The sequence below is a fragment of the Prochlorococcus marinus str. MIT 1013 genome, from assembly GCF_027359395.1.
Taxonomy (GTDB): domain Bacteria; phylum Cyanobacteriota; class Cyanobacteriia; order PCC-6307; family Cyanobiaceae; genus Prochlorococcus_B; species Prochlorococcus_B marinus_E.
In genome coordinates, this window is sequence record NZ_CP114778.1 from 2,008,923 (window position 1) to 2,030,714 (window position 21,792).

Below are 21,792 nucleotides of genomic sequence, written 5' to 3' on the forward strand. Positions count from 1 at the left end.
TAGATAGAGTTATTACGAATTGATTTTTTAAAAGGTTCAAAAAATTTAGTGTTAACTAGAATTAGATATTCTAGATCCAATTGGTTCTCCAGAAATAGCCTTTGATATATTCCCAGGCTGGAAAATATTGAAAACTACTATTGGTATTTTATTATCTTTGCAAAGAGCAATAGCAGTGCTATCCATTACTCCAATTTCGTTGGCTAATACATCTTGAAAGGTAAGATTTTCATATTTGACAGCATTAGAGAATTTTTTTGGATCTCGATCATAAACTCCATCAACTTTTGTAGCTTTGAAAACAACTTCTGCGTTAATTTCAGCGGCCCTAAGAGCCGCAGTGGTATCAGTTGTAAAAAATGGATTGCCGCATCCACCTCCAAAAACTACTACCCTCCCTTTCTCAAGATGTCTTATTGCTCTTCTTCTTATGTATGGTTCTGCAATCTGTTGCATATCAATGGCAGATTGAACTCTTGTGGGTACTCCAGCTCTTTCTAATCCATCTTGAAGTGTGATTGCATTCATTACGGTTGCAAGCATTCCGACATAGTCAGCTGTAGCTCTATCCATTCCAGCGGCGGATCCTTTTAGACCTCTAAAAATATTTCCACCGCCAACAACAATTGCTATTTGCGTGCCATTTTCAACCACTTTTGAAACATCATTGGCAATAGATTGGACAATTTCAGGATCAATTCCATAAGGTTTTTCTCCCATAAGAGCTTCACCACTGAGTTTTATAAGTGCTCTAGAGTATTTCATTAAAAATTCATAACAAATTGACAGTAGCAAGTCCTGGGAGAACGTCTTTATATCTGTATTGGATCCCTTGAGATGGAAATATTTTCAAGGTTATAGATTAATATTCAATCCCTTCTTGTGCTTTTACTCCCTGCTCTCTAAAGGGATGGTGGATTAATTTCATTTCTGTCACAAGATCAGCTGAATCGATTAATTTTTCTGAAGCTCCTCTTCCGGTCAAGACTACATGTGTAAGCTCTGGGCGCAAATTTATGCCCTTTATAATTTCATCTTCATCTATATATCCAAGTTTTATTGCAACAATGATCTCGTCTAAAATTATAAGTTTATAATTTGGGTCTTTAATATAAGAGACCGCCTTTTTCCAGCTTGACTTAACTAAATTTATATCTTTATTTCTATCTTGTGTTTCCCATGTAAACCCTTCACCACATGCATGAAACTCCAATTTTTCCCCAAATATTTTCAAAGCTAATGACTCACCTGGTTCCCAACCACCTTTTATAAATTGTATTATTGCAACTTTGTGGTTATGACCAATAGTTCTTAATCCCATCCCAAGAGCTGCTGTGGTTTTACCTTTGCCTTGTCCAGTATTAATTATTATAAGACCTTTTTCTTTATTTCTTTCTTTTAATCTTTGTGTTTGAACTTCTTTCCTTTTTTTCATCCTTTCTCGATATTTTTCTTCGTTAATATTTGATATTAAATTACCACCCATTCCTATTTGCTCTGCACTCTTATCTAGTTTATTAAGTCTTGAATCTTCTTTAGAGATTTTATCTTTCATTTCCTTATCTTAAATTATATAAGTTTATAAAAGAAAAATTTATAGAAATGATATAGCTATAAATATTAATTATTCTTCTTGCTAATAGTTGACTCTAGATAGAGCACTATCAACAGCAATTTGCTGATCTCTTCTTGTTATCCAATGATGATAGGTTTTTGTATGTATTGACACTGAGTGTCCCATCATTTTTGCAGCTACAGTATTTGGTAGGCCTATTAAGATTGTCCTGACTGCCCATGCATGTCTTAAATCATAGGGGGTAAAAGATATTTTATATCTTCTAAATTGTTCAGATACTCTTCTTCCTATATGTTGAAGAGTTGTCTCTTTTAGATCTGTTTTGATATCTGGGAGTAAATCAGAAGTATCAGTTATGTTGTCTAGGGCAAATAAACCAACCCATTCAGGATGAAAGGGCCAAACTTGATGTTCTCCTGTTTTTGTATTTGGGAAAACTCGTAGTATTTTATCCCCACCTTTTTTTAAACAAGATAAGTCACAAAAAAAGACTTCATGATTTCTAAGACCATAGGTTGCCATTAACCCAAAAACAAATCTCCATTTTGGATTTGGTATTAATTTAAAGCTATTAATAATTTTTTCATCACTAGGTAATTCTCTGAAATTTGATTCGTGTATTCCATAACCACTTTGAAGTTGTTTCCAGCTCTCAGGAAGCTCCAATTTAAGGTGTTTAGCTAAAGAACTTAAAGCAATTCCACATTGTTGTCTGCTCCTTGAATTTTCTTTGTAACTTAAAAGGATTTTTACTAAAAGCTCCTCGTTTAATTTAAGAGTAGATTTATGACTTATTTTTATTAATCTGTTCAAATATGGTTTGTAAGCAGATTGCCAAGTGCTAATCCTTCCAGCTGGTGATTTGCTCCTTGATGTATCAGAAAAAAATTGTCTTTTAAAACTTTCTATTTCATTGCTTATTACTGTTTTATTGGTATTTGTTGATGAGATGGCTTTCCCTTTAATCCAATTAGACCACCGGAATTGATTTTTTTTAAGTTGAAAATCAATTAATTCTATAGCTTTTCTTGCCTCTTCTAGACCTTCAATATTGTGTGGAAGTTTAAGACTTATTCTTTGAATTTTAGAAAGATTATGAGATTTCTTATCTGGCAAAGAACCGCGAATATTTAGAACTTTACCCCTTTTCTCAATTCTTAGATTGATTCCCTTTGATTCAAGGTCTTGGTTGATATCTAGTAACTTTTGATTCTCGTCCATGATCCTGTAAATTTAGCTAGCTTTACTTTGAGAAAGGTTTGTATAACCTTTTATAAGGAGTTTTTTCTAAAATGGCTCGGGTTGGTGTCCTCTTATTAAATCTCGGAGGTCCTGAGAGGATTAAGGACGTGGGACCATTTTTGTATAATTTATTTTCTGATCCAGAGATAATTCGTTTACCAGTGCGTGCTTTTCAAAAACCACTGGCTTGGCTTATAAGCTTATTGAGAAGTAATAAATCACAAGAGGCTTATAGATCGATTGGAGGCGGATCACCTTTACGCCGTATTACCGAGCAACAGGCAAGAGAACTCCAGAGTTATCTGAGAAATATAGGAATAGACGCTACAACATATGTTGCAATGAGGTATTGGCATCCATTCACTGAGTCAGCCGTAGCGGATATGAAGGCTGACGGTGTTAGCGAAGTTGTTGTTTTACCGCTTTATCCCCATTTTTCAATAAGTACAAGTGGATCCAGTTTTAGAGAATTGAAAAGGTTAAAAGATGGTGACTCTGAGTTTGCAGAATTATCAATTCGTTGTATTCGTAGTTGGTTTGATCATCCAGCCTATGTTTCTTCAATAGCTGAATTAATAAAGAAACAAATCATAGCTTGTGATTTACCCCAAGAGGCTCACGTTTTTTTTACTGCACATGGTGTTCCTAAAAGCTATGTAGAAGAAGCCGGTGATCCTTATCAAGATCAAATAGAGAACTGTTCGCTTTTGATTATTGACCAGCTTGAAAATTCTCTTGGTTTTAGCAATTCATTTTCACTTGCTTATCAAAGCAGAGTGGGGCCAGAAGAGTGGTTAAAACCATATACCGAAGAAGTATTAGAAAAACTAGGAAAATCCGGCGTTAAGGAACTTGTCGTGGTCCCAATAAGTTTTGTGAGTGAGCATATTGAAACTCTCCAAGAGATTGATATTGAGTACAAAGAAATTGCTCAGAAAAATGGAATTGTTAATTTTAAAAGAGTTCCAGCTCTTGATACCTATCCGTTGTTTATTGAAGGATTGGCCGATCTAGTTTCTTCTTGCTTGAACGGCGAGGGGGTTAGTTTGGAGGAAGCATCAAAATTGCCAGAAAGAGTAAAACTTTATCCTCAAGAGAAATGGCAATGGGGTTGGAATAACAGCTCTGAAGTCTGGAATGGAAGAGTTGCAATGATTGTTTTTCTTTGTTTTTTTATGGAATTAATAATTGGGGGTGGACCTTTACACAAAATAGGTTTGCTGTAAATAATTATTAGTGTTGGTTAATTTGATATTCAGCCTGCTACTAAAACTTAGAGGATTTAATTAAATCTTTGATTAATTTAGTTTAATTGAAATTATGCATACTAAGATTTATTGTTAGTTAAGAATTTCTTCTGCCGTGACCCTGACTTCTTCGCCTAATCAAATAGGAGATTCAGGAACACAAACTAAAAATGAGATATCAGGAGCTGATGCCTTGATGGATTCTCTTCGTAGGCATGGCGTAGATACTATTTTTGGTTATCCAGGAGGAGCAATTCTCCCAATATATGATGCGGTTTTTAAAGCAGAGCAAGAGGGGTGGTTAAAACATATTCTTGTTCGACATGAGCAAGGTGGAACTCATGCCGCAGATGGTTTTGCTAGAGCGACTGGAAAAGTAGGTGTTTGTTTTGGTACATCAGGACCTGGAGCTACAAATCTAGTCACAGGAATAGCCACTGCTCAGATGGATTCTGTACCTCTTGTCGTCATAACTGGACAAGTCCCTAGACCAGCTATTGGTACTGATGCTTTTCAAGAAACAGATATTTTTGGGATAACACTTCCAATTGTTAAACATTCATGGGTCGTAAGAGATCCATCTGAAATTGCCAAAGTTGTAGCTCAAGCTTTTCTTATTGCCTCATCGGGTAGACCTGGACCTGTTTTGATTGACATACCAAAAGATGTTGGACAAGAGATGTTTCAATATCTTCCTGTCGAGCCTGGTTCAATAAAGCCACCAGGTTTTGAACTACCATTTGCGCCAGAACATAAAGCCATAAGTGCAGCCTTAGATTTAATTGAAAATGCTGAGAAACCACTACTTTACGTTGGCGGGGGTGTTATTTCTTCTGGGGCACATGAGACTCTGGCGGCGATTGCTAATAGATATCAAATACCCGTAACAACAACTTTGATGGGAAAAGGCGCGTTTGATGAACGTGAGCCTTTATCAGTTGGGATGCTTGGTATGCATGGAACAGCTTATGCCAACTTTGCTGTGACTGAATGTGATTTGTTGATTGCAATTGGAGCAAGATTTGATGACAGAGTTACAGGTAAATTAGATACTTTCGCTCCTAAAGCAAAAGTAATTCATTTTGAGATTGATCCTGCTGAAATAAATAAAAATAGATTAGTTGAAGTTTCCGTATTAGGTGATGTTGGGATTAGCCTTGTTAAGTTATTAGATCTCAGTAATCAACGGAAAACAAATCCAAGAACTTCTAACTGGCTTAACAAAATTAAAAAGTGGAAAAGTGATTTTCCATTGATAATTCCTCCTAAAGAAGGAGAAATTTATCCACAGGAAGTATTAATTGCGTTAAGAGATTTGGCCGAAGATGCTTACATTACAACTGATGTTGGACAACATCAGATGTGGGCAGCTCAATATTTGTTGAATGGACCAAGACAATGGATTAGCAGTGCTGGACTTGGAACAATGGGTTTTGGAATGCCCGCTGCAATGGGAGTTAAAGTTGCTTTACCTAAGGAGCAAGTAATTTGTATCGCCGGTGATGCAAGTATCCTCATGAACATTCAGGAGCTTGGAACTATTGCTCAATACAAGTTGAATTTAAAAGTAATAATCATCAACAATCATTGGCAAGGGATGGTTAGGCAATGGCAAGAAAGTTTTTATGATGAACGATATTCGGCATCTAACATGTCTGTTGGGGAACCTGACTTTATTTCTCTATCTAAGGCTTTTGGGATTGAGGGCATTGTAATTTCAGAAAGAGACAATCTAATCCCTGAACTTCAGAAAGCATTGTCGAATGAAGGACCAGTTCTTGTTAATGTAAATGTAAGAAAAGGTGAAAATTGTTACCCCATGGTGCCACCAGGGAAAAGTAATGCTCAAATGGTTGGTATACCTGAGCTTAAGAAATAATTTTAAAAACTTTTTATGAATAAATATCTTACAAATATTTTAATATTAATAATTTCTTTTTGTTGTTTTTATTCGGAAGTTGATGCAGCTCAAATTTTGCAAGTGACTAGTTCGTCTGTTTTATTGATTGGAGATCATAATCGTACCTATACTGTGAAATTAGCATGTACAGAAATCAGTACTGATTTAGAAGTGAAAGCTGTTAAGTGGCTCAAAGAGCAACTGCCAAGACATACAAAAGTAAATTTAAAACCTAAAGGGTCTGTCAATGGTGTCCTTGTCGCTAAAGTTATTCCTTTTGATAGTAATATTGACATAAGTGAGCAATATATAAATGAAGGCTTAGCAACAAATAAATGCTAAATTAATTAGCAAATACTATTTGGCTAAAATTATGAATAAATTCAACTCCATTGTATTAAATTAGTTTTGTGTCTACTTTAAGAATTCAATAGTTTTGGATTTGAATATGTGCAAATTCTATTTAGATTATTTTTTGTTAGAGAAAATTGTTAAATCTCTCCAACATCCTTAAGCATCCAAAACCCATCTAAAGAATTTTCTTCAGGACTTTTTTGAACTGAAATAAATTGAAGTCCATCTGCATCTATTTTTGTATTTAGAAAATTATTTTCAATAGCTTTTTTTGCTTCTTCATCGACATCAGTTACCAACCATCTATCAGATTGCCCTGCTTCTAAAATTATTTGGGTTCCTTCTATTAAAAGTTTTGCTGGTTCAAGTCCCCCGAGCCAGGCCGCAAGTGCTAAGGATCTTTTTGGACTAAAAAGCCTAATACCTGGAATAGAAATATCTTGATTAATTGAATCTTTTATGGGAATTAAATTGGAAAATTCTATTTCCCATTCATCAGCTTCTCTAAGTGTATTTAGAGATAGGGAAGCAAAGCTCCAGGAGTCACCTCTTACTTCCTCTGGTAGGGGGATGGCTTGATTTGTGATTGGGTTTGAAGGAGGAGCAAGATTGACGCCGGTATATCCTTTTTGCTGCGGATAAAAACACCTTTCTCTATCAATGATCCATTCCAGTAATGAATATGTCCTTCTACTAGAAATAAGTTCAATTCCTATTTGTTCTGCTGCACGTTTTATCATTGTTTTCATAGAGGATCGCCAGCAACGAATGACGGAAGGTTTATCCCAACCTTGTGAATAAGCTTCATCAATAGCTTCGTCTAATGCATCTTTTAGCCAAATAGAATTAACATTTGATGCTGGACATATTTTTTCCCATTTAAATGTTTTTGTATCTTTAAAATTATTTGTAGATGTAATTAATAATTCCCATCTTTTTTTTCCATTTTCATCAATTATAGGGCGGGAATAAAAGTCTATTTCCCAGTCTGTTTTTTTTAAATCAGATTTTTTTGAAGCAATCACAATTTTTTTTCTTCAATGTAAAGTTATGAGGATAAGTTGATGTTTTTATCTTCCTTTGGAGGATCAACTTTTTCTTTATTCAAACTATTTCGCGCTTTAATTGCTCGTTCATCAGCCTCTTCCATAACTTTTGCTTTATCAGTAATAAGTTCTCCTGGAGGACCTTCTAGAAGAGCTGTATTTAATCCAATTCGTCCTCGGGAAGGATCTAAATCGGTTATTAAAGCCTTGATGGGTTCGCCTGGTTGAAAAACTTCTCTAAGGCTTCTCATGCTTCCGTTGGTTACCATTGAATGATGCAACAAGCCACTGACACCCTTTAAATCAACAAAAAAACCATAAGGTTTTATTGTTAAGATCTCACCCTCGATTAATTGTCCAATTTCTAATTCTGAAAATCTTGAAGCAATTGCAGCTTTCTTTTCGGAGAGAACTAGTTTTCGTCTCTCTGGATTTACCTCTAAAAAAGCGGTATTAATTGTCTTTGAAACAAGAGATTGGTGATTTTCTCCATCTTCAAGTTGAGATCTAGGAATAAAACCTCTTAAACCTTCGAAGTCGCAAGTAACACCCCCACGGTTAAAACCATTTATTTTAACTCGAATAACTTTTCCTTCTTTTGCAAGATTTTGAACTTTGTCCCAGCTTTTTCTCAGTTCTAACGCCCTACAACTTATTGTTACCATCCCATCTGCATTTTGTTCTCTAGTAACAAGAACTTCGACTTGTAATCCTTTTGGGAAACGCTCTTTTAAACTTGTAATTACTCCTAGACCACATTCATTTTTCGGCATGAACCCTGGAGCTTTCCCACCTATATCTACGTAAATACCATCACTTTCAACTGCAATAACTGAACCTTTTGCAATTTCACCAGTTGTACCGATTGGTTGATTTTCTTCTAAGGCCGCTAAGAATTCGTCTTCATCAAAATCAAATTCATCAACTGTTCTGCTTTTTTGTTCAAAAATATTTTCATCATCAAAAGCTTCAATATTTTTTTTATGGTCAGAATTATTTTCAGATCTCAGAAGATCTTCCATTGTAGGCGTCTTTAAACTATTGCTAGAGTTATCCTGGGTCGATCTTTGCTGTTCAGGTGCTTTCTTTAATTTAGAAATTCCTTTTTCAGCTAGAACTTTTTCATCTAATCTTTTATCTTTAGCTTGATCAGAGAATTCTTTCTCAGATGATACTTCCTTGATTATTTCTTCCTCAGTTTTTCGACTGATATGCATAACCTGCAATGGCTTGCGTGGTGCATTTAGTGCCGGCTTTGGGGGAGTTGCTTTTTTAGGCTGAGGATCTGACCCGGCCATAATACCCTTGGTAATAAGTGAAACATTCTTACAGTCAAGGGTAAGTTGTTTTTTAATTATTAGGAGATTTCTATCATTTTTCAAACTCGTCAATTTGAGCATTTGACCTGGCCTGAGGCCTCTAAAGCCGCTTCAGAGAAAGGATCTACATTGGTTTGGCCTTTTGGTGCATGTGAACAGCATGGACCGCATTTACCTTTAATTACTGATACTTTTTTTGCTAAAAATATTTTAATTAAGACTCTTGAAAGGTTGCCAGAAAATATGCCGATATGGATGATGCCATCTCAATCAATTGGTTTTTCTCCTGAACATCAGGCTTTTCCAGGAACTTTGTCCTTATCAGCTGATGTTTTGCTCTCAATGGTCACTGATGTTGGCCAGCAAATAGCCTCTATGGGATTTAATAGATTAGTTTTTTTTAACGCTCATGGTGGGCAAATTGGTCTGCTTCAAGCGGTTTCAAGGCAACTGAGAATACAATGTCCCTCACTAGCTGTTTTACCTTGTTTTCTATGGAGTGGTGTCCAAGGATTAGATCAACTTTTACCTGAAAAGGAGGTAGAGGAAGGACTTCATGCGGCATTAGCGGAAACAAGTCTTATGTTGCATATGGCTCAAGATTTGGTTCGAAACGATTCTTATTTAGATAAAGATATCTCTAGTGAAGGCATTATTCCTACTCCAAAAGGATGGAGCCTTGAAGGAGCCTCTCCATGTGCATGGCTTACAAAAGATTTAAGCTCTTCTGGAATTATTGGTGATGCAAGCGCTTCAAATCCTAAACTAGGTGCCGCTTTGGAAAATGCACTAATAGATCATTGGAAGTCAATGTTTGCAAGCCTTTTGGACAGTGATTGGCCGCCAACCATGTCAGTAAAATCTGTTTCTAGCAGTTAAGAAGTGGTAACTGAACTACCGTTTTGCATTTAATTCTGTAAGATCACTCAGATTGACAAATTTCTAATAGATCTATGCAAGCTCTTGCATCCACAAATTTAGCTTTAGAAAAAGAAGAGTTAATTACTGACTCTCTTCCAGACTTCACCTCAGAGTCTTATAAAGATGCTTACAGCAGAATCAATGCAGTTGTGATTGAGGGTGAGCAAGAGGCTTATTCAAATTTTCTTGATCTAGCTAAGTTGATTCCTGAGCATGCAGATGAGCTTGTGAGGCTAGGGAAGATGGAGAAAAAGCATATGAATGGCTTTTGTGCTTGTGGGAGAAATCTTGCCGTAAAGCCAGATATGCCCTTCGCGAAGACCTTTTTCTCAAAACTCCATAATAATTTTTTAGAGGCTTTTAAAGTTGGAGATACAACTACCTGTCTACTAATTCAATGCATTTTGATTGAATCTTTTGCAATATCTGCTTATCATGTTTACATACGTGTTGCTGATCCATTCGCAAAAAGAATTACAGAGGGTGTTGTTCAAGATGAATACTTGCACTTGAATTATGGCCAAGAATGGCTTAAGGCCAATCTTGAGACAGTTAAGAAAAATCTTATGAAGGCTAATAAAGAAAATTTACCTCTTATAAAATCTATGCTTGATGAAGTTTCAAATGACGCTGAAGTTCTTCATATGGATAAGGAAGAATTAATGGAGGAATTTATGATTGCTTATCAAGATTCCCTTATGGAAATAGGTCTGGATAATAGAGAAATTGCAAGAATGGCTCTTGCAGCAGTGATCTAAGGAGTTTAAATTTACATCTTTTTTATCATTAGCTATTCCTCAAGAACTTAAAGTTCTTGAGGAATTCTCTTTTTTGTGACCGTGGTGGTCTAACCTTCAAACTTGGATAAATATTTAGTTTCAATTTTGATCTTGCTTGGTGCCAAATGTTTGGGCTAATTGGACATTCAACAAGTTTTGAAGATGCCAAACGAAAGGCATTAGGTCTTGGCTATGACCATATTGCTGAAGGGGATTTAGACGTATGGTGTACTGCACCCCCTCAATTGGTTGAGCACGTAAAGGTTGTAAGTGCAATAGGAAAGACTATCGAGGGAGCTTATATAGACTCATGCTTTGTTCCTGAGATGCTAAGTCGCTTCAAAACTGCGAGAAGAAAAGTTTTGAATGCAATGGAGTTAGCTCAGAAAAAAGGTATCAGCATCACCGCTCTAGGTGGATTTACATCAATAATTTTTGAGAATTTTAATTTGCTTCAAAATCAACAAGTTAGAAATACCACTCTTGATTGGCAAAGATTTACCACTGGTAATACTCATACAGCTTGGGTTATTTGTAGGCAGTTAGAGCAAAATGCTCCTCGAATAGGAATTGATTTGAACAAATCAAAAGTAGCTGTCGTTGGGGCTACGGGTGACATTGGCAGCGCTGTTTGTAGGTGGCTTACTAATCGAACTGGTGTTTCTGAGCTTCTATTAGTAGCTAGACAGCAAAAGCCTTTATCTGAACTCCAGTCTCAACTTGGAGGAGGGAGGATTCTTAGTCTTGATGAGGCTTTACCTGAAGCAGATATTGTGATTTGGGTTGCAAGCATGCCTAAAACCTTAGAAATTGATCCATCTAAAATTAAAAGGCCCTGTTTAATGATTGATGGTGGATATCCTAAGAATTTAGGTGAGAAGTTTTCAGGACCTGGTATACATGTCTTAAAAGGCGGAATAGTTCAATTTTTCAAAGATATTGGTTGGAGCATGATGGAATTAGCTGAGATGGAAAATCCTAAAAGAGAGATGTTTGCCTGTTTTGCTGAGGCAATGCTTCTTGAATTCGAGAATTGTCATACAAATTTCAGTTGGGGGAGGAATAACATTACGTTGGAAAAGATGGATTTTATTGGCAAGGCTTCTGAAAGGCATGGTTTTTCTGCTGTTGGTTTGAAATCAAATATTCAGACATTAACCGTCTGAACATTTGGTTACTTTTTTTTATGGCTAGACGTTTTCTCCTCGAGTTTGAAAAACCTCTTGTTGAATTAGAGAATCAGATTGATCAAATCAGAGAATTAGCAAGAGATTCAGAGGTTGATGTAAGTCAGCAACTTCTGCAATTAGAGACACTTGCAGCAAGAAGGCGAGAAGAAATATTTAATGCACTTACACCTGCTCAAAAGATTCAAGTAGCTAGACACCCTCAAAGGCCAAGCACGCTTGATTACATTCAGATGTTTTGTGATGATTGGGTCGAATTACACGGAGACAGGAACGGAACTGATGATCAAGCTCTTATAGGAGGTTTAGCTCGAATAGGTGAAAAATCTGTCCTTCTAATTGGACAACAAAAAGGTAGAGACACAAAAGAGAATGTTGCAAGAAACTTTGGCATGGCAAAGCCAGGAGGATATAGAAAGGCTTTGAGGCTAATGGATCATGCTGATCGATTTGGTTTGCCAATAATTTCTTTTATAGATACTCCTGGAGCTTATGCAGGGCTCATAGCAGAAGAGCAAGGCCAGGGGGAAGCCATCGCAGTGAATTTACGTGAAATGTTTAGACTGAAAGTCCCCATAATTGCGACTGTAATTGGAGAAGGAGGCTCTGGTGGTGCGCTGGGTATAGGTGTCGCAGACAGGCTGCTCATGTTTGAGCATAGTGTCTATACAGTTGCAAGCCCCGAAGCGTGTGCTTCGATTTTATGGAGAGATGCTGGGAAGGCTCCGGAAGCAGCATCATCATTAAAAATTACTGGACCTGATCTTATGAAGTTAGGAATTGTTGACGAGGTACTAAAAGAGCCTTCTGGTGGGAATAATTGGGCGCCGCTTCAGGCTGGGGATACTTTGAAAAATGCCCTTGAGAAGCATCTATCCGAATTATTGGCTTTATCGCGTGATGAATTGAGAGACAACAGATATTCCAAATTTAGAAAAATGGGAAAATATTTGGAATCTCAGTCTATCGAAAGTGAAATTTCAGTTTAAAGTTTTAATGTTTGCTTCTAACTTTCTTGTCAACAGTATTAATTACGGGCGCTTCTAGAGGAATTGGGAGAGCAACTGCTAAAGCTTTTGCCAATTCTGGATGGGATTTATTGCTTCTAGCCAGGTCTGAAGATCAACTAGAAAGACTTGTAGAAGAAATAGATAATAAAAAAGTTAAGGTCTTCTACAAATCTATTGATCTTAGTCATCCCAAAAATATATCCAAGGGAGTAGTTGAATTAATGAATAATGGTTTAATTCCCTCAGTGCTAATAAATAATGCTGGAGTTGCTTGGACTGGAGATCTTTTATCCATGCCACTTGAAAAATGGGAATGGATCATGCAAATGAATCTCACCAGTATCTTTCAGGTCTGCTCTGATGTGGTGCCGTTAATGAGAAAAAAAGGAGGATTAGTTATCAACGTTAGTAGTCATGCTTCTCGCAATGTTTTTCCACAATGGGGAGCCTATTGTGTTTCCAAAGCAGCTTTGGCAAGTTTTACCAAATGCTTAGCAGAAGAAGAACGTAAGAATTTCATACGAGCATGCACACTTACTCTTGGATCAGTAAATTCAACTCTTTGGGATTCCGATTCCGTTGGTATGCAATTTGATAGAGATTCGATGCTTTCAGTTGATCAAGTTGCATTTGAACTTTTACATCTTGCTAGTCAACCAATTAATCAAATCATCGAGGATGTAACTCTTATGCCTTCTGCAGGAGCATTTTAATCTTAGAGATATTAAATTAACATCCTTGATTAATCTTGTTCTCTTATTTCCCGAATAAGAGATTCAACTTTCTTAATATCTTTAATGCCTGGGGATATCTCTAGTCGACTAGAGGCATCAATCCCATCAGGTCTGATTTCGGAAAAAATTTCAGGAATTATTTCTGCAGATATACCACCAGCTAAGATCCAAGGAACTTTGAAGGTTTTATTAATTAATAGTTCTATTGGGACTCTATTACCAGTGCCTCCAAGTGACTTATCATCCCAGGCATCTAAAAGAATAGCATCGATATTCTTCTCGTATTGACTTATATTTTCTAAATCATTAATAGATTTTAACCTGAAGGCTTTCCATAATTTCATTATTGGAAATTCCTTCTTTAATTTTCGACAATAATTAACTGATTCATTCCCATGTAATTGGATTACTGATGGTGGGGTTGATCTGTTGTTTATACATTTGACCTCGTCTAATGTTTCATTCGCGATTACTAATACTTTCTCAATATTTGAAGAAACTTTTTCTACTTCATTAAAAATTTTTATACATTCTTCTTCTGGTACAAAACGAGGTGAATTTTTAACGCCAATCACTCCAATAGCATTTATTTTGAATTCCGCTATGGATCTTGCTTGCGAAGTCATTGTTAGTCCACAAATTTTTATTGCTGTTGCCCTTTTAGAAGTAGATTTTCTGATCATTGCCAAAACTTTTATTAGGATTGATTGAAATAGATTTTATTGAGAGTTTGGAGGAATTTAAGTTTGGGTAGTTGGGAAGTTATGAAAATCAGAGGTATCCCTTTGAGGATCCATCCAAGTTGGTTTTTGGTTTTCTTATATTTTACTTTGTCAGCCAAAGATCAGTTCGAGACGCTTTTGGATGGTCAAGCATCCATATGGAATGGATGGGTGATTGGTGCTTTTACATCTTCTCTTCTGTTTTTATCTGTTTTATTGCATGAATTGGCTCATTCTTTTGTAGCAATTGGAGAAGGTCTAAAAGTTAGAAACATAACACTTTTTTTTCTTGGAGGTATGGCAAATCTTGAAAAGGAATGTCCGACTTCAAAAGGAAGTTTAAAAATTGCAATCTCAGGTCCTTTTGTTAGTCTTTTATTAGCTTTTTTAATGGTTTTATTAAGTAATAATCTATCAGCATCAAATTTTATACTGTCTAATTTATTTAAACAGGTTGGTAGTCTCAATCTTTTGATAGGGGCATTTAATTTGCTTCCGATAATTCCTCTTGATGGTGGGGTAATATTAAAATCTTTAATTTGGTACTTTACAGGGAGTAAAAGAGCAGGGATTAAAGTTGCTATAGCCTCTGCAAGATTAATTTCTTTTCTTGCTATTTTTATTGGCATTTTAAGTTTACTTAGAGGTAACATTTATATCGCAATTTGCTTTTCTATTATTGGCCTATTTATTTTTTCTTCATCTAAATCACAGAGCCAAATTATTCAAATACAAAAGATATTGTCTGAATTATATGTTAATCAGGTTTGTAGTCGTTCATATAGAGTCCTAGAGGATGATTTGCCTGTGAAAGTTTTATCTAAATATAATTCATTCAATAATGATAATGTTTTTAATGAAGAATGGATTCTTCTATGCAGAGAAGGAAGATGGGTCGGTTATGTTAATGAAAAAATCTTGAAGAATATTTCTGTACAAAACTGGGATAAAAAGTTTCTTTATGAGTTTTCATTTCCAATAAATGAATTGCCATCAATTAGTGAAAAAGAATCATTATGGAAAGCAATAATAAAAATTGAAAAAACAAAAGATGGAAGGCTTCTTGTATTATCAGTTTCTGGTCTTCCTCTTGGAACACTAGATAGAGTAGATATAGGGAAAGCAGTATTAAAAAAAATAGGATTAAATCTTCCAGATCAATTAATTAAAATTGCGAGAAAAGAGAATATTTACCCAATAGGATTGAATCTATTTAATATTGCAAAATCAATGGTTTCGAGTGATTTAGAAGAGTATCATTAATTATTTTTTATTTTTCTGAATTCATCTATTTCTAAACGTTTTATTATCTCTTTATCTTTTTTATTTAATGTATAATTAGCTAACTTCAGATTGGGCCATGTTTTCCCTAATGATTCTTTTAGGAAATTTATAATTTTATCTTTTTCTTTGATTTCATTTTTTATCTTTGGTGGATCTGCATTGAAAATTTTTTTCCATAATTTTTTTGACGGTTCCATTAAGATCTCTCCATGCTGAAGCAGGTGTCCCTTTTTCCAGTACTGAGCACTTCCAATATGCTTGTTTTTATCTTTATCAACTAAGTCAGCCAATGTTGAAGTTGAAAAACAATTAGTATTAGATATATTCACGGGTTCAGTCCCGAAAAACAGATCCACTCCAGCTTTTTTTAAACCATCTTTTAGCCATTGAGTTGTCTTTAAATATGATTCTTTTTTATTCCTGGGTGGATATTTCCAGATAAGAGCATAAGTTAGTCCTCCGCTATGAAGAACAGCTTTTCCTCCGCTAGGTCTTCTTACAATTTTTAACTGTTCATTTTTTAAAAGTTCAATCCATGGTTTTGGTAGTTCTTTTTGATTTTTTCCAATTGATAACCAGTCTCCATCCCACGTATAAAAACGTATTGCCATGTTAAAATTATGCTCGGCAAATGACTTCTCTAATAGGAAGAGATCAATTGCCATTTGCTCTGGCCCACTTAATTTAAGAGGATTTATATAAAGGACTTCTTCTAGCTTGTTCATTTTATTTTTAGTTATTAGTCATAAAAGCATTAGTTTATAGATATTCTCCTTTATTTATTTTTTTGAATTTATAAATGCATTGGGAGAAGTCAAACAATTGATTCCATTAATAATTTAGTTACTATGAAAAAAAATCGAGACATTTTTATTTAATTTGGGACAAACTCAACGAATTGAAGAGCCATTCAGAAGGAAGCGTTCAAAAAAAATTTGCAAGAGCATTCCTTCTGTAAATAAAAAAATCGATGCGATTACTCAAGTTTCTGAATTTCAGAAAAAAGAAATTAGGCGTGAGCTTTTATATAGTTATGTGGGATTAATTTTGAAGTTTGGTTTATTCATTGTATTTGCAACCAGCCTCGTGAACTTAGGATTTGCTTCTCATCAACGTGTGAATAGAAATCTAGAGTTGTCATATTTATTGGAAAAAGAATCAAAAAAACTTCACAAGTTAAGACTACGTTTTGATGAAATGTTTATTAATGGTGGAGAGCAAAGTTTTTTCAAGGAGCAAGATCAGTGGATTACTCCAAATAGTGTCAGAGTTATTTGGCAATGATTTACTTTGCTTCTCTTAGGTTTAGATTCGTGTTTGAAAATTGATTTAAATAGTTTTTTTAAAGAATATGGCTCTAGTACAAGCGGCACCAGGAACTGTCTTAATTACTGGAACAACATCTGGAGTTGGGTTATATGCAACAAAGTCTTTGGTGGAGAGGGGGTGGAGAGTTATCACTGCAAATAGATGTTCTGCGAGAGCTGAGGCTTCCGCATCAGCAGTTGGATTACCTATTAATAGTCCAAGACAACTTAAACATATACAAATTGATCTTGGCGACTTAGATAGCGTACGCAATGGGGCTAAAAGTCTTCTAGAGGAATTGGAACAACCATTAGATGCTTTAGTTTGTAATGCTGCTGTTTATCTCCCACGTTTAAAAAAACCTTTGAGATCTCCTCAGGGATATGAAATATCAATGGCAACTAATCATTTTGGACATTTTTTACTAATTCAGTTGCTATTAGAAAATCTTAGTAAGTCATCAAGACCAGTCTGGAAGGGAAGGTCTTGGGGGGTTGAATCATCTAGGGTAGTTATTTTAGGAACTGTAACTGCTAACAATAAAGAACTTGGCGGGAAAATCCCAATCCCAGCTCCAGCTGATCTTGGAAATCTATCTGGTTTTGAAGAAGGTTTCTGCGACCCCATATCAATGGCTAGTGGTAAACGCTTTAAACCAGGCAAAGCCTATAAAGACAGTAAGTTATGCAACATGATTACAACCCAAGAATTACATAGGCGATTTAATTCATCTCCAATTCTTTTTAGTTCTCTATATCCAGGATGTGTAGCTAAAACCAAATTATTTAGAAACACTCCTAAACTGTTTCAGTGGTTGTTTCCATGGTTTCAGAAATTAATAACTGGAGGTTTTGTAAGTGAAGCGCTGGCTGGAGACAGGGTGGCCCAAGTCGTTTCAGATCCTCAATTTGCTATTTCTGGTGTTCATTGGAGCTGGGGGAATAGACAACGCAAGAATAGACAACAATTTTCACAAGAATTGTCCGATCGAGTGACAGATCCAGTTACCTCTAGAAAAGTTTGGGATTTGTCTATGCAATTAGTCGGGATGAAATAATCCTTGAACTAGTTCTTTAATCAAATCCAAGTAGATCAAATATTTCACGGTCTTTTAAAGGTTCTGCTTGAAGAGGCTCAACCTTGTCGATCATCTTTTGTGCTAGTGAAAGATATTCATTTTGACATTCAAGTACACCATCTTCTGAGGAGTCCATCTCGAAAATTGTGCATTTCTTCAGTCTTGATCTACGTATTGCATCAACGTTTTGGAAATGAGCCATAGTTTTCAGCCCTGTTTCTTTGTTGAATTTTTCTATTTGATCCAATTCTGCAGAACGATTAGCAATCACTCCGCCAAGGCGAACTTTGTAGTTCTTCGCTTTAGCGTTAATTGCAGCAACTATTCGATTCATCGCAAAAATAGAATCGAAATCATTAGCAGTAACGATTAAGCAATAGTTGGCGTGCTGTAGTGGGGCTGCAAAGCCTCCACAAACAACGTCTCCAAGCACATCAAAAATAACAACATCCGTATCTTCTAAAAGATGATGCTCTTTAAGAAGTTTGACTGTTTGACCTGTTACATAACCTCCGCATCCTGTCCCCGCTGGTGGTCCACCACTCTCAACACACATCACACCATTGAATCCTTCAAACATGAAGTCTTCAGGTCTTAGTTCTTCGCTGTGGAAATCTACTTCTTCAAGAATATCGATAACAGTGGGCACCATCTTATGTGTGAGGGTGAAAGTGCTGTCATGCTTAGGGTCACAACCAATTTGAAGAACTTTCTTGCCAAGCTTTGAAAAAGCAGCTGACAAATTTGACGAAGTAGTTGATTTCCCAATGCCTCCCTTGCCATATACAGCAATTACTAGAGCACCTTCTTGTATTTGAACTTTTGCATCCTGTTGAACTTGAACACTACCTTCCCCATCAGGTTTACGAGCTACAGTCGATGTCATTAATCTTTTTCTTTCGAAAGTCCTTGCTTTATATTCTTGCAGGCAAATATCTCTTTAGGAAATGTTTAGAGAATTCGAAACATTTGACATTAAATATATATCTTGAAACGAGAATATTCACACATTAACAGTGCTAGATGCGTACTTTTACTCATGTCATGTGCTTTTTTTGTAGATAAGGAATTAGCTTTTAGATCTATTGCAATCCCTAAAGGCTATTAACTGTCAGAAAAGCAAAAGTTACCGTAGTAAGACATTAGGTAACGAAAAAGTAACTAAATGCGAAAGAGATTAAGTGTTTGTTGACGGTTTACCCATTTTGGATGCAGTTTGAATATATACATGTATTAAATTTCTATGAGCGGTGCAACGCTCCTTAAAGAATCTGGTCCAAAAGAAGTCTTTTGCGGGTTAACTTCTATTGTTTGGCTCCATAGAAGAATGCCTGATGCTTTCTTCCTTGTGGTGGGTTCTAGAACCTGTGCGCATTTAATTCAAAGTGCAGCAGGTGTGATGATTTTTGCTGAGCCGCGTTTTGGTACAGCTATTTTAGAAGAACGAGATTTAGCTGGATTAGCTGATGCTCATGATGAGTTAAACCGAGTAGTAAAAAATCTTTTAGCTAGACGTCCAGAAATTAAAACTCTTTTTCTTGTTGGTTCTTGCCCAAGCGAAGTTATAAAAATAGATCTTTCAAGGGTTGCAGAAAACCTGAATATCGAACTTAAAGGTCAAGTAACTGTATTGAATTATTCTGGAAGTGGAATAGAAACAACTTTCACGCAAGGCGAAGACGGAGCATTAAAGGCTCTGATTCCATTGATGCCGAAGAGCGATCAAAAGAAATTACTTTTAGTTGGAACTCTTGCAAATGCGGTGGAGGACCGTTTAATAAGTATTTTTAATCGGCTTGGAATAGATAATGTTGAAAGTTTTCCACCTAGGCAGTCAACAGAATTACCTTCTATTGGTCCTGAGACCAAAGTCCTTCTTACTCAGCCCTATTTAACTGATACGGCAAGAGAGCTTAAAAATAAAGGTGCTGAAATAATTGAAGCTCCCTTCCCTCTAGGTGTTACGGGTAGCACATTGTGGATTCAGGCCGCTGCAAATTCATTTGGCATCGATAAATCCATTATTGATTCAATATTAAATCCACTGATATCGAGAGCAAAGAAAGCTTTGGAGCCTCATGTTGAGAAACTTTCTGGTAAGAAACTGTTCCTTTTGCCAGAATCACAATTAGAAATACCGCTCGCAAGATTTCTAAGTAATGAGTGTGGAATGGAGATAGTTGAAATAGGAACGCCTTATCTAAATAGAGATTTAATGAAAGCAGAAATAGACTTGCTACCTCCTGATTGTCGTATTGTCGAAGGACAACATGTAGAGAAACAATTAGACAGAGTAAGAGATAGTTCTCCAGATCTTGTTGTTTGTGGAATGGGACTTGCTAATCCACTTGAAGCAGAGGGGATATCAACCAAATGGTCAATTGAAATGGTTTTCAGCCCAATTCACGGGATTGATCAAGCTTCAGATCTAGCAGAATTATTCTCAAGGCCACTTCGCAGGCATGACATTTTAAATCCTACTAAAACTCTTACATCAAACTAATTTCATGGAATTAACTCTCTGGACATACGAAGGACCTCCTCATATTGGGGCGATGAGAATCGCTACGTCTATGAAAAAATTGCATTATGTATTGCATGCACCTCAAGGAGATACCTACGCTGATCTTCTTTTTACGATGATTGAACGCCGTGGGAGTAGACCACCTGTAACGTATACAACTTTTCAAGCTAGAGATTTAGGAGGTGATACCGCTGAACTTGTAAAAGGACATATAAAAGAAGCTGTAGATAGATTTAATCCAGAAGCTCTTTTGGTTGGCGAAAGTTGTACAGCCGAATTAATTCAAGATCAGCCTGGTTCGCTAGCGAAAGGTATGGGGTTTGATATCCCAATTGTCAGCCTTGAATTACCTGCCTATAGCAAAAAGGAAAATTGGGGTGGGTCTGAGACTTTTTATCAAATCGTAAGAACTTTACTTAAAGATCACTCGAAAGAATTGAAACAAACGTGGCAAGAAGAAAAAAGAAGACCAAGAGTAAATCTTCTTGGCCCAACTTTGCTTGGTTTTAGATGTCGTGATGATGTTTTGGAAATACAAAAACTACTTGGTCAGTACGGGATAGACGTCAATGTTGTGGCGCCATTAGGAGCATCACCTGCAGATATATTGCGAATCCCCAATGCTGATGTAAATGTTTGCCTTTATCCAGAAATAGCGGAATCAACTTGTATTTGGCTTGAAAGAAATTTAAATATTCCTTTTACAACAACAGTTCCGCTTGGTGTTGGGGCTACTCAGGATTTTCTTAAAGAATTACACAAAGTGTTAGAGATGGAAATCCCTCAATCAGTAAACGAATCTAATAATTCGAAATTAACCTGGTACTCGAATTCAGTGGATTCGAATTACCTAACAGGTAAAAGAGTCTTTATTTTTGGAGACGGAACACACGCTCTTGCTGCAGCAAGAATTGCTAATGAGGAGCTTGGTTTTAAAGTTGTAGGTCTAGGAACTTATAGTCGTGAAATGGCTAGGAAAGTTCGTCCAGCCGCTAAGGCACTTGGTTTAGAGGCATTGATAACCAATGACTACTTAGAAGTAGAAGATGCGATAAAAGAAACATCTCCAGAACTAGTCCTTGGTACACAAATGGAGCGACATAGTGCAAAAAGACTTGGTATCCCATGCGCTGTGATCAGTACACCAATGCATGTGCAGGATGTACCTGCTCGATATAGCCCTCAAATGGGATGGGAGGGGGCAAATGTCATTTTTGATGACTGGGTTCATCCATTAATGATGGGACTTGAGGAACATTTAATTGGAATGTTTAAACATGACTTCGAATTTGTTGATGGCCACCAAAGTCATCTAGGACATTTAGGTGGGAAAGGAAATCAAAATACAAATAAAGAGGCTATAAAAACAAACTTACAAGATTCAGTAATTACAGATGGCGATCCTATATGGACACATGAAGGTGAAAAAGAACTTTCGAAAATCCCATTTTTTGTAAGAGGTAAGGTAAGAAGAAATACAGAGAATTATGCTCGTCAAGCTGGATGTAGAGAAATAAACGAAGAAACTCTATATGACGCTAAGGCTCATTATAAAGCCTAG

The 21,792-nt window shown here is 36.2% G+C and carries 21 protein-coding genes; 13 read left to right on the plus strand and 8 right to left on the minus strand.

Annotated features, from left to right (window positions below):
* Positions 1-51: 51 nt before the first annotated feature.
* The 3 genes from pyrH to O5633_RS11455 all read right to left on the minus strand — a co-directional run bounded on the left by pyrH (position 52) and on the right by O5633_RS11455 (position 2,797).
* Positions 52-765, minus strand: a complete 714-nt coding sequence (gene pyrH / locus O5633_RS11445; protein ID WP_269609896.1) for a UMP kinase — start codon at positions 763-765, stop codon at positions 52-54.
* 97 nt (positions 766-862) lie between these two features.
* A complete protein-coding gene (cobO, locus tag O5633_RS11450; RefSeq protein ID WP_269609897.1) occupies positions 863-1,555 on the minus strand; it encodes a cob(I)yrinic acid a,c-diamide adenosyltransferase in 693 nt (230 codons plus the stop codon).
* 81 nt (positions 1,556-1,636) lie between these two features.
* Entirely contained in the window at positions 1,637-2,797 is a 1,161-nt protein-coding gene (locus tag O5633_RS11455; protein ID WP_269609899.1) for a site-specific integrase, read from the minus strand.
* A gap of 71 nt (positions 2,798-2,868) precedes the next feature.
* Here O5633_RS11455 and hemH point away from each other — a divergent pair, with 71 nt between their 5' ends.
* The 3 genes from hemH to O5633_RS11470 all read left to right on the plus strand — a co-directional run bounded on the left by hemH (position 2,869) and on the right by O5633_RS11470 (position 6,307).
* The gene (gene hemH / locus O5633_RS11460) at positions 2,869-4,044 is read left to right on the plus strand and encodes a ferrochelatase (protein WP_269609901.1); all 1,176 of its coding nucleotides are present in this window, start codon (positions 2,869-2,871) and stop codon (positions 4,042-4,044) included.
* A gap of 136 nt (positions 4,045-4,180) precedes the next feature.
* A complete protein-coding gene (ilvB, locus tag O5633_RS11465) occupies positions 4,181-5,944 on the plus strand; it encodes a biosynthetic-type acetolactate synthase large subunit (RefSeq protein ID WP_269609903.1) in 1,764 nt (587 codons plus the stop codon).
* A gap of 15 nt (positions 5,945-5,959) precedes the next feature.
* On the plus strand, positions 5,960-6,307 hold the full coding sequence (locus O5633_RS11470) for a nuclease (RefSeq protein WP_269609904.1): 348 nt from the start codon (positions 5,960-5,962) through the stop codon (positions 6,305-6,307).
* Positions 6,308-6,456: 149 nt separating this feature from the next.
* Here the strand turns inward: O5633_RS11470 and O5633_RS11475 are convergent, their stop codons facing one another.
* Both O5633_RS11475 and O5633_RS11480 read right to left on the minus strand, forming a co-directional pair.
* Positions 6,457-7,344, minus strand: coding sequence for a Tab2/Atab2 family RNA-binding protein (locus O5633_RS11475; protein ID WP_269609907.1), 888 nt, complete (start codon positions 7,342-7,344; stop codon positions 6,457-6,459).
* 23 nt (positions 7,345-7,367) lie between these two features.
* Positions 7,368-8,663 carry a S1 RNA-binding domain-containing protein gene (locus O5633_RS11480; protein ID WP_269609908.1) on the minus strand — a complete coding sequence of 432 codons (1,296 nt, stop codon included), beginning with the start codon at positions 8,661-8,663 and terminating at the stop codon, positions 7,368-7,370.
* 102 nt (positions 8,664-8,765) lie between these two features.
* Between O5633_RS11480 and O5633_RS11485 the strand changes: the two genes are divergently transcribed.
* The 5 genes from O5633_RS11485 to O5633_RS11505 all read left to right on the plus strand — a co-directional run bounded on the left by O5633_RS11485 (position 8,766) and on the right by O5633_RS11505 (position 13,294).
* Entirely contained in the window at positions 8,766-9,563 is a 798-nt protein-coding gene (locus O5633_RS11485) for a creatininase family protein (RefSeq protein WP_269609910.1), read from the plus strand.
* Between the two features lie 74 nt (positions 9,564-9,637).
* Complete coding sequence (locus O5633_RS11490; RefSeq protein WP_269609912.1) at positions 9,638-10,363, plus strand: aldehyde oxygenase (deformylating); 726 nt, start codon at positions 9,638-9,640, stop codon at positions 10,361-10,363.
* A gap of 146 nt (positions 10,364-10,509) precedes the next feature.
* Positions 10,510-11,550 carry a long-chain acyl-[acyl-carrier-protein] reductase gene (locus O5633_RS11495; RefSeq protein WP_269609913.1) on the plus strand — a complete coding sequence of 347 codons (1,041 nt, stop codon included), beginning with the start codon at positions 10,510-10,512 and terminating at the stop codon, positions 11,548-11,550.
* A 20-nt stretch (positions 11,551-11,570) separates the two neighbouring features.
* Positions 11,571-12,560 carry an acetyl-CoA carboxylase carboxyltransferase subunit alpha gene (locus O5633_RS11500; protein WP_269609915.1) on the plus strand — a complete coding sequence of 330 codons (990 nt, stop codon included), beginning with the start codon at positions 11,571-11,573 and terminating at the stop codon, positions 12,558-12,560.
* A 26-nt stretch (positions 12,561-12,586) separates the two neighbouring features.
* Positions 12,587-13,294 (plus strand): SDR family oxidoreductase, encoded by a 708-nt coding sequence (locus O5633_RS11505; protein ID WP_269609916.1) that lies wholly within the window; start codon positions 12,587-12,589, stop codon positions 13,292-13,294.
* Between the two features lie 29 nt (positions 13,295-13,323).
* Here O5633_RS11505 and O5633_RS11510 read toward each other — a convergent pair whose 3' ends face one another.
* A complete protein-coding gene (locus tag O5633_RS11510) occupies positions 13,324-13,998 on the minus strand; it encodes a phosphoribosylanthranilate isomerase (RefSeq protein ID WP_269609917.1) in 675 nt (224 codons plus the stop codon).
* A 63-nt stretch (positions 13,999-14,061) separates the two neighbouring features.
* On the opposite strand from O5633_RS11510, the gene O5633_RS11515 reads away from it, so the two are divergent.
* Complete coding sequence (locus O5633_RS11515; RefSeq protein WP_269609918.1) at positions 14,062-15,300, plus strand: site-2 protease family protein; 1,239 nt, start codon at positions 14,062-14,064, stop codon at positions 15,298-15,300.
* On the opposite strand, the gene O5633_RS11520 is transcribed toward O5633_RS11515, so the two are convergent.
* Positions 15,297-16,046: a lipoate--protein ligase family protein gene (locus O5633_RS11520; RefSeq protein ID WP_269609919.1), complete on the minus strand. Its 750-nt coding sequence runs from the start codon at positions 16,044-16,046 to the stop codon at positions 15,297-15,299. The genes O5633_RS11515 and O5633_RS11520 overlap by 4 nt on opposite strands.
* A gap of 154 nt (positions 16,047-16,200) precedes the next feature.
* Here O5633_RS11520 and O5633_RS11525 point away from each other — a divergent pair, with 154 nt between their 5' ends.
* On the plus strand, positions 16,201-16,605 hold the full coding sequence (locus O5633_RS11525; protein ID WP_269609920.1) for a hypothetical protein: 405 nt from the start codon (positions 16,201-16,203) through the stop codon (positions 16,603-16,605).
* Between the two features lie 67 nt (positions 16,606-16,672).
* A complete protein-coding gene (locus O5633_RS11530; protein WP_269609921.1) occupies positions 16,673-17,686 on the plus strand; it encodes a protochlorophyllide reductase in 1,014 nt (337 codons plus the stop codon).
* A gap of 16 nt (positions 17,687-17,702) precedes the next feature.
* On the opposite strand, the gene bchL is transcribed toward O5633_RS11530, so the two are convergent.
* Positions 17,703-18,593, minus strand: coding sequence for a ferredoxin:protochlorophyllide reductase (ATP-dependent) iron-sulfur ATP-binding protein (gene bchL / locus O5633_RS11535; protein ID WP_269609922.1), 891 nt, complete (start codon positions 18,591-18,593; stop codon positions 17,703-17,705).
* A gap of 357 nt (positions 18,594-18,950) precedes the next feature.
* Between bchL and O5633_RS11540 the strand changes: the two genes are divergently transcribed.
* Entirely contained in the window at positions 18,951-20,210 is a 1,260-nt protein-coding gene (locus O5633_RS11540; protein WP_269609923.1) for a ferredoxin:protochlorophyllide reductase (ATP-dependent) subunit N, read from the plus strand.
* 4 nt (positions 20,211-20,214) lie between these two features.
* Positions 20,215-21,792 (plus strand): ferredoxin:protochlorophyllide reductase (ATP-dependent) subunit B, encoded by a 1,578-nt coding sequence (locus O5633_RS11545; RefSeq protein WP_269609925.1) that lies wholly within the window; start codon positions 20,215-20,217, stop codon positions 21,790-21,792.

Excerpts from the sequence above, each read along its gene's own strand:
- bchL (WP_269609922.1), bottom strand. The coding sequence starts at position 18,593 with ATGACATCGACTGTAGCTCGTAAACCTGATGGGGAAGGTAGTGTTCAA.
- O5633_RS11540 (WP_269609923.1), top strand. The coding sequence starts at position 18,951 with ATGAGCGGTGCAACGCTCCTTAAAGAATCTGGTCCAAAAGAAGTCTTT.
- O5633_RS11480 (WP_269609908.1), bottom strand. The coding sequence starts at position 8,663 with ATGGCCGGGTCAGATCCTCAGCCTAAAAAAGCAACTCCCCCAAAGCCG.
- O5633_RS11520 (WP_269609919.1), bottom strand. The coding sequence starts at position 16,046 with ATGAACAAGCTAGAAGAAGTCCTTTATATAAATCCTCTTAAATTAAGT.
- hemH (WP_269609901.1), top strand. The coding sequence starts at position 2,869 with ATGGCTCGGGTTGGTGTCCTCTTATTAAATCTCGGAGGTCCTGAGAGG.
- pyrH (WP_269609896.1), bottom strand. The coding sequence starts at position 765 with ATGAAATACTCTAGAGCACTTATAAAACTCAGTGGTGAAGCTCTTATG.
- O5633_RS11530 (WP_269609921.1), top strand. The coding sequence starts at position 16,673 with ATGGCTCTAGTACAAGCGGCACCAGGAACTGTCTTAATTACTGGAACA.
- O5633_RS11545 (WP_269609925.1), top strand. The coding sequence starts at position 20,215 with ATGGAATTAACTCTCTGGACATACGAAGGACCTCCTCATATTGGGGCG.
- O5633_RS11490 (WP_269609912.1), top strand. The coding sequence starts at position 9,638 with ATGCAAGCTCTTGCATCCACAAATTTAGCTTTAGAAAAAGAAGAGTTA.
- O5633_RS11455 (WP_269609899.1), bottom strand. The coding sequence starts at position 2,797 with ATGGACGAGAATCAAAAGTTACTAGATATCAACCAAGACCTTGAATCA.
- O5633_RS11510 (WP_269609917.1), bottom strand. The coding sequence starts at position 13,998 with ATGATCAGAAAATCTACTTCTAAAAGGGCAACAGCAATAAAAATTTGT.
- cobO (WP_269609897.1), bottom strand. The coding sequence starts at position 1,555 with ATGAAAGATAAAATCTCTAAAGAAGATTCAAGACTTAATAAACTAGAT.
- O5633_RS11495 (WP_269609913.1), top strand. The coding sequence starts at position 10,510 with ATGTTTGGGCTAATTGGACATTCAACAAGTTTTGAAGATGCCAAACGA.
- O5633_RS11500 (WP_269609915.1), top strand. The coding sequence starts at position 11,571 with ATGGCTAGACGTTTTCTCCTCGAGTTTGAAAAACCTCTTGTTGAATTA.
- O5633_RS11470 (WP_269609904.1), top strand. The coding sequence starts at position 5,960 with ATGAATAAATATCTTACAAATATTTTAATATTAATAATTTCTTTTTGT.